Source organism: Pseudomonas sp. UYIF39 (assembly GCF_029963765.1).
In the GTDB taxonomy this organism is placed as follows: Bacteria; Pseudomonadota; Gammaproteobacteria; order Pseudomonadales; family Pseudomonadaceae; genus Aquipseudomonas.
On the sequence record NZ_JALBYU010000059.1, the window covers coordinates 1 to 7274 of the forward strand.

The following is a 7274-nucleotide window of genomic DNA, read 5'->3' on the forward strand; positions in this document are numbered from 1 at the left end:
TGTGGGAGCGAGCCTGCTCGCGAAAGCGGAGTTACCCGCGACATAGATGTTGAATGTGCCGGCCTCTTCGCGAGCAAGCCCGCTCCCACAAGGGATTTAGGGTGTTCACAGGCTGTGTGTTTTCCGACGATCAACTGTGGGAGCGAGCCTGCTCGCGAAAGCGGAGTTACCCGCGACATAGATGTTGAATATGCCGGCCTCTTCGCGAGCAGGCTCGCTCCCACAGGTTTTGCGCTGTCTCAAGGTTTAACGTCTCGCAACATTTCCTTCGCCTGATCCTGCACCGCACCGGGTGCACTCATGTTGCCGTCGATCACGGTGATCACCGCATACCCTTGCCACAACTGATACGCATCGGCCTGTTGTTGGGCGGCCGTCGGTGTCGGCGGGGCCACCAGGTTGACGTGAACCACGCCGTCGGCGCCGCGATGGGAGGTGAAGTTCACCCGATCCCAATTGCCGATCAGGGCAAAACTCACGCCTTTGACGTCACTGGCCGCCAGCGCCGGGTAATTGATATTCAACCCGTTGACACCCGGCAAACCGAGCACATTCAATTCGCAATCGGGATTGTCTTTTCCGCAGGCCTGTTTGGCTAGAGCACCCGCGAGACTCGCCTGCTCGATAACCTTCACCGCAAACCGGGCAGTATCGTCCATGGCGCCGAGGGTTTTGCGGTAGCCCGCCTGTTGGTCGCGGATGATCAGGTCCATGTCGATGGCCGTCGACACCGCCACCGCCGGAATGCCCTTGAACATCGCGCGAACCGCTGCGTTCAAGGTGCCGGACATTTGCGTCAGCGGGCCGACGTTTTCACCAAAATTACTGCCCGACACCACCAGGTCTGGCGGATTGCCTTTGAGCAGCACGTCCAGGCCAACATTGACTGCATCCACTGGGGTGCCGATAGCGGAAGTCTTGCCCGGGGGCGGGGTGTAGCCCTCGGGTGGGCCGACGCAAAATCTGCCTGGCGCCAACTCGGTCACTGCCAATGCCTGCCCGGGCACGACCACGCTGGCCGCGCTGATGCCACTGCTGTCGTTCAACGGACCAACGAGGGTCACCTGATGCCCGGCGGCCGTCAGCGCCCGGTACATCGCATCGATGCCGGGCGCCCGACAACCGTCGTCGTTGGTCAGTAGGATGTTCAGGGCATTGGCCTGCATCGACAGGCTGACGCTGGCCATGGCGATGACGCCAGTGAGCAATTTGTTCATGGGAGTTTTCCGTGAAATGAGCGAGTTCAAAAAAGCACAACGCCCCGACCGAGTTATTCGGTCAGGGCGCAGAGGGCTTAGCGAGTGCCGAGTTTGCGCAGGTTGCCTGGGGTGAATTCGTCTTCAGTGAAGGCGGTGGCGTTGAGCTTGGCGGGCTTTTGATCGATTAACATACGGTCAACCAGATACGAACCGGCGATCAGATCGTGGTAGATCCCGAGGCGAGCGTGGTAGCGCTGCAGCTCGTAGGCGTAGATCGAGGTCTGCATGTTGGTGCGCCAGAGCACGCCGCGGCTGTCGTAGTTGTCGGCCAGGGTCGCGGCCCAGGAGTCCTCGTCCAGATACAACACACGCTTGGCGTAAACATGCCGGGCGCCTTCTTTAAGGGTTGCCTGCAAGACCCAGACGCGGTGCTTTTCATAACGCATGTACTGCGGATCGATGTGGCCGGTGGTGGCCAGAATCTGGTCGGTGGTCACGCTCGGGTCGTCGATTTTGTAGTTGTGGTACGGGATGTAGATTTCTTTCTTGCCGACGATGGTCCAGTTGTAGCGATCCGGTGCGCCGTTGAACAAACGGTCTTCGTCATACACCCGAAAACCGCCGGCACCGCTCGGTGAGTCATAGCCTACGGTTGGCGCACGACGTACCCGACGTTGCCCCGGGCTGTACTGCCAGGCCTGGCGAGGTGAGGCGGTCGGGTTGATGAACTCGTGACCGACGACAATCTCGCCTTTCTTGCGCACCGGCTCCAGGGTGGTGATCAGGAAGTTGGTGAGAATGCCGTTGGCGCTCTCAAGGGTTTTATCCGGGCTGGACCAGATCGAGAAGATCTTGTAATTGACCTCTTCGAGCACCCGTTCCTTGTTGGAATAGACCACCGCCTGCCCGTAGTTGGCCTCTTCGGTATTGGCGCGTCCGGCCAGCGTATGGTTGAACATCAACTCACTACCGTTCTTTGGAATCGGGAACGGCGAGGCGCCCCAGGCGTTTTGCGTGTCGTTGTTGTCGTTGGACAGTTCGGCACTGACCGCGTTTTTCTTGACCAGGTCTTCCAGGCGCTGATCGAAACGGAAGTCGCGATGGCTCGGGTACACCGGAATGTTGAAGGTCGCGGGGTAGCGTTTAAGCAACGCTTTTTGACCATCGGTGAGGTTGTCGGCGTACTTGTCCATGTTCTGCGCATTGATCACGAACAACGGTTTTTCCGCCGCGTACGGGTCTGGGTACGGCGTGCCGGGGCCAGCGTATTTGAGCTGCGGCGGCAAACCGCGCCATTTTCCGCTCCAGGCCGGGATGCTGCCGTCGGCGTTGCCCGCTTTCTCGGCACCCATCGGGGTCAGGTCCTGACCCAGGCGTGCGGCTTCTTCATTGCTGATCTTGGCCTGAACCAGGCCACTGCCGAGCAGGCTGACGGCCAACGCCGTGCCCAACAATGTGTGGGTAAATCTAGACATGCTGTGCTCCTCCATCAGGGGATTCAGAACCGGTATTTGAAGTTGAGGGCGACGTTGTCGCGGTCGGCCAACGGGGCGTTGTTGGCGTTGCCCAGGTAGGCGTTGTAACGGGCTTCAACGGTGAAGTTGCCCAGATAGCGCCACGAGCTGCCGATGCTCGCGCGGTCGTCGCCCTGGCCTGAGTTGATCGAGCCCACCAGTGCGCTGTCATGCTGGGCGGCGGTGCTGTAGGTGACAGGAACCGACATGTCCCAGCCGCTGAACACGTTGTTGTAATCGAAGTTCGCCTGAACCGTGTAACCGAAGGCATCGCGGTCATAGACCAGACTGTCGGTGCCCGGCTGCGAGAATCCAGGGGCGAATGTCACAGGTTCCGACTTGTCGTTGCTGAGCACGGTGTTGTAGACCAGCTCACCGGTCAGGGTGGTGTTGTCGGCCCATGATGTCGGGCCGAGCACGTAGATCATCGACGTCTGCGCCTGCATGGTTTTGCCGCGCACCGGGCTTGAGAAACCGTTGTCGACCATCACTGGCTGACCGTCGCGGTAGCTGACTTCACCGGCCCAGCTCACGCTGCCCAGCACCGTGGCGAAACTCGCGCCGTACAGGTCGATGTTGTCGAAGTAGCGCACCCGGTAGTGCCCCAGGTCGGTCTGGAAATCCAGCGACGGGGTCTTGTCGTGGTAGCGCGAGTAGTAGAGGCCGAACTCGGTGTTGTTCAGCGACTCTGCCGCATAGGTCAGGGCCACACCGTATTGGCCGCTGTCGCTCGGCTTGTCGTCACCCAGGCGTGTCAGGAAACCGCTGGCGTCGTTGAAGCCGCCCTCGTCGATGAAGTCGGTGGTGGAAAAGTAGCTACCCACGCCGAACAGCTCGGTCTTTTCCCATTTGTATTGGTAGTAGGCCTGCAGATCGAGGCTGTCGGTCAGGCTGAACTGCGTGAACAATTGGCCGACGGGCAGCAAGATCTCCTTGACTTCAACCCCGGGAGTGGTCGACTTGGTCGCATCCACCGGGCTCTGGGCGGCGGAAATGCCGGGGTAGAACAGGCTTTCACCCCAGCTCACCACCTGATTGCCGAGCCGCGCGTTGAAGTTGTGGCCACCGATGTCCCAGGTGCCATACGCGTAGTAATCGAGCATGCGCAGTTCATTGCGGTGTTGATCGATGGTGTCCTGGGAGAACCGGTCGGGACGGTTGCAATGACCACCGGCGAAGCAGTTCGAGGTGCCCGTGTCGTTGTCGTTGCCCTGATCGTAAACGTTGTCGTAGAACCCCGTCCCACGCAGGAACACCCCGTAATCCTCACGCCATTTGATGTTGGCCTCGGTGAGAAAACCGCTGCGGTTGTTGATCAGGCTGCCTTTGTCGAACGCGTTGTCGCCATCGTTGCCGTTGGCATTGGCCGTCAGCTTGTGATCGCGAGACTCGGCCCGCCAGGCCAGGCTGTACGTCAGTGTGGTATCCCAGTCGACGCTCAAATCCTCGTTCGGCTGGAAACTCATGGCGCTGGCTTGACTGCCCAGTCCACCAGCCAGCAAGAGCATGGTCAGCTGTACGCGAGGGTGCAGCGATTGTGGGGCGATTATTGTTTTTATCATGTCGTCCTCATGCCCAGGTCAGACCTGCCCGACCTGCATTTCAGGGGGGTGATTGGTGCTGTGGGCGACTATGGAGTCAGCTTTGGGGCGCAACATCGTCCAAGCGGACTAAGCGATTTGCACAGGGCTGGGGCGCCCATCGCCTTAGTCCCATCGGACGATGACCGTTCAGGGCACGCGGCGAACAATCCCGAGACCGACTGCACCGGGCGAAGATCTGGCGGCGGCGGTTTCTGCCTGATGGGCGCTGAGCAAAGGTGATCGCATGAAAGCTGCCGGGATCAAATGGGATGAGTGCTGCGATGTACTGGTTATTGGCTCCGGAGCGGGGGGAATGACTGCGGCGCTGCGTGCCCACGATCTGGGCCTCAATGCGCTATTGATCGAGAAGAGCGCCGAATACGGCGGCACCTCGGCGGTGTCCGGCGGCGGCATCTGGATACCTGACAACCATCGGATCAAAGCCCTGGGCGGCAGTGATTCAGCGGAAGAAGCGATTGCCTATATCCGTGCGGTGACCCATGGCGAGATCGATGACGGGCGTATCGAAGCCTATGTCGAACACGGTCGCGAGATGGTCGAATACCTTGAACAACAGACCCGCGTGCGCTTCGAGGCGCAGCCTCGCTATGCCGATTACTACCCGGAAGTCGAAGGCGGAAAACCGGGCTACCGCTCCATGGACCCGCAACCGTTTGACGCCGCCGAACTGGGTGAAGAGTTTCTGCGCATGCGTGCGCCATCCCCAGGAACACTGATGATGGGACGCATGGCGATGACCATGAAAGAGGCGCAGGTGCTGCTGTGCCGTGGCCCTGGCTGGTTGCGACTGACGCTGCGGGTGATGTGGCGTTACTGGCGTGACCGCGAGGGGCGGCGGCTGTCACGCCGCGACCGTTTCCTGACCCTTGGCAATGCATTGATCGGCGCCTTGCGCTGTTCGTTGCAGGATCGCGGAAAATCCCTTTGGCTGAACTGTGCACTGGAAGAACTGCTGCTCGTTGGTGATCGGGTTGGCGGCGCTCGCGTCTGTCGCGACGGGCAGTTACTCAACGTCAAGGCACGCTACGGCGTGATCATTGCCGCCGGTGGTTTCGAGCGTAATCAGGCGATGCGTACGCAGTATCTGCCACAGCCGACCCAGGCCACCTGGAGTGCCACACCGCCGCACAATACCGGTGACGGCATTCGCGCCGGTCAGGCAATCGGTGCTCGCACTGCGCTGATGGACCATAGCTGGTGGGCGCCGACCACTCATGTCCAGGGTGAGGAAAAACAGCGCGCGCTGTTCGTCGAACGGACCTTGCCTGGCTGCGTGCTGGTCAACTCTGCCGGCGAACGCTTCGTCAACGAAGCCGCGCCCTATACCGATATCGTTTACGCGATGTACGCCAACAATCGCGAAGGCGCGGTGAGTGTGCCGTGCTGGATGGTGTTCGACGCCGAATTCCGCCGCAAGTACCCCTGCGGCGCGTTACTACCAGGCTACGCCCAGCGCGATTGGCAGCTGCCCGAGCATCTGCGCGAGTACTTTTACAAGGCTGCGAGTTTGCAGGCGCTGGCAGAAAAAATCGGCGTCGACGGTGCCGGTCTGGTCCGTACGGTGCAGCGTTTCAACGGCATGGCCGTGCAGGGTGTCGACGCAGATTTCCATAAAGGTGAATCGCTGTTCGATCGCTACTACGGTGATCCGAATGTGCAGCCCAACCCTTGCCTGGCGCCGTTGCTCAAAGGCCCGTTCTACGCCGTGCGCATAGATGCCGGGGATATCGGCACCAAGGGTGGTTTGCTGACCGATGTTCACGCCCGCGTGTTGCATGAGGACGGGCAACCCATCAACGGTTTGTATGCCATCGGCAACAGCGCCGCTTCGATGATGGGGCGCACGTACCCGGGCGCCGGTTCGACCATCGGCCCGGCAATGACCTTCGGTTACGTGGCGGCCAATCACATCAAGTGTCAGAGCGAGACCAGCCCGGCCAAAAGCCTGTTCAGGAGCGTCGAATGAATCAGCCACTTAAACAAGTCGCGGTGGTGACCGGCGCCAGTCGCGGGGTCGGTCAGGGCATCGCCCTGGCCCTTGGCGCTGCGGGCATGACGGTGTTCGTCACAGGACGTGCGCCGGAGCAGGGTGGATCGAATTTGTATGGGCATGCATTGCGCGGTTCGCTCAAGGACACGGCTGCCGCGATTACCGCTGCCGGTGGACGTGGCATTGCAGTGGTCTGCGATCATGCAGATGACACTCAGGTTCAGGCACTGTTCGCCCGGGTTGAAAGCGAATGCGGGCAACTGGATTTGCTGGTGAACAATGCCGCGTTCATTCATGACCAGTTGATCGAGCCGGGGCCTTTCTGGGAGAAGCCGCTGGACCTGGTACGCATACTCGACGTGGGTCTGCGTTCGGCTTATATCGCCAGTTATCACGCCGCGCCGTTGTTGCTGCGCAGCGGTCGAGGGCTGATCTGTTTCACCTCGTCATTTGGTGCCGGGTGTTACATGCATGGCCCTGCGTATGGCGCGCAAAAAGCGGGTTGCGACAAGTTGGCGGCCGACATGGCCATCGACTTCGAAGGGAGAGGCGTGGCGGCGTTATCGCTGTGGCTAGGCCCGCAACTGACCGAACGCACCCGGATAGCCGGCGAGCAACATGGCGAGCAATACAAGGCCTTTCTGGCCAATGCCGAAACCCCGCAATTCAATGGCCGGGTGATTCACGCTCTGCTCAATGACCCGCGGTTGATGACGTTCTCCGGGCAGACATTAATCACCGCCGAAATAGCCGCCGGTTACGGCATCAGCGAAGCCGGCGGCCGTCAGCCACCTTCCCACCGCGCCATGCTCGGCGACCCGCGCCAGCAGCATCCGGCGCGGGTGATCTGACGATCTCAAATACTGCTTTATCCCTGTAGCAGCTGGCGCAGCCTGCGTTCGGCTGCGCAGCAGTCGTCAATCCAGCTCATGCGGTTAACCTGTCCAACCGAGGTAGCTGATTTTAC

The 7274-nt window shown here is 60.5% G+C and carries 5 protein-coding genes; 2 read left to right on the top strand and 3 right to left on the bottom strand.

What is annotated here, in order from left to right:
• Positions 1–239: 239 nt before the first annotated feature.
• The 3 genes from MO767_RS30705 to MO767_RS30715 form a co-directional block, all read right to left on the bottom strand.
• Positions 240–1217 (bottom strand): 5'/3'-nucleotidase SurE, encoded by a 978-nt coding sequence (locus tag MO767_RS30705; protein ID WP_282483599.1) that lies wholly within the window; start codon positions 1215–1217, stop codon positions 240–242.
• 77 nt (positions 1218–1294) lie between these two features.
• Complete coding sequence (locus tag MO767_RS30710; protein WP_282483600.1) at positions 1295–2674, bottom strand: DUF1329 domain-containing protein; 1380 nt, start codon at positions 2672–2674, stop codon at positions 1295–1297.
• A 23-nt stretch (positions 2675–2697) separates the two neighbouring features.
• The gene (locus MO767_RS30715; RefSeq protein WP_282483601.1) at positions 2698–4275 is read right to left on the bottom strand and encodes a DUF1302 domain-containing protein; all 1578 of its coding nucleotides are present in this window, start codon (positions 4273–4275) and stop codon (positions 2698–2700) included.
• A 265-nt stretch (positions 4276–4540) separates the two neighbouring features.
• On the opposite strand from MO767_RS30715, the gene MO767_RS30720 reads away from it, so the two are divergent.
• Positions 4541–6283: an FAD-dependent oxidoreductase gene (locus MO767_RS30720; RefSeq protein ID WP_282483602.1), complete on the top strand. Its 1743-nt coding sequence runs from the start codon at positions 4541–4543 to the stop codon at positions 6281–6283.
• Positions 6280–7158: an SDR family NAD(P)-dependent oxidoreductase gene (locus MO767_RS30725; RefSeq protein ID WP_282483603.1), complete on the top strand. Its 879-nt coding sequence runs from the start codon at positions 6280–6282 to the stop codon at positions 7156–7158. Before MO767_RS30720 ends, MO767_RS30725 begins: the two co-directional genes overlap by 4 nt.
• Positions 7159–7274 lie beyond the last annotated feature (116 nt).

Bases quoted from the DNA above. Each gene is read 5' to 3' on its own strand.
- MO767_RS30720 (WP_282483602.1), top strand. From the start codon at position 4,541: ATGAAAGCTGCCGGGATCAAATGGGATGAGTGCTGCGATGTACTGGTT.
- MO767_RS30710 (WP_282483600.1), bottom strand. From the start codon at position 2,674: ATGTCTAGATTTACCCACACATTGTTGGGCACGGCGTTGGCCGTCAGC.
- MO767_RS30725 (WP_282483603.1), top strand. From the start codon at position 6,280: ATGAATCAGCCACTTAAACAAGTCGCGGTGGTGACCGGCGCCAGTCGC.
- MO767_RS30715 (WP_282483601.1), bottom strand. From the start codon at position 4,275: ATGATAAAAACAATAATCGCCCCACAATCGCTGCACCCTCGCGTACAG.
- MO767_RS30705 (WP_282483599.1), bottom strand. From the start codon at position 1,217: ATGAACAAATTGCTCACTGGCGTCATCGCCATGGCCAGCGTCAGCCTG.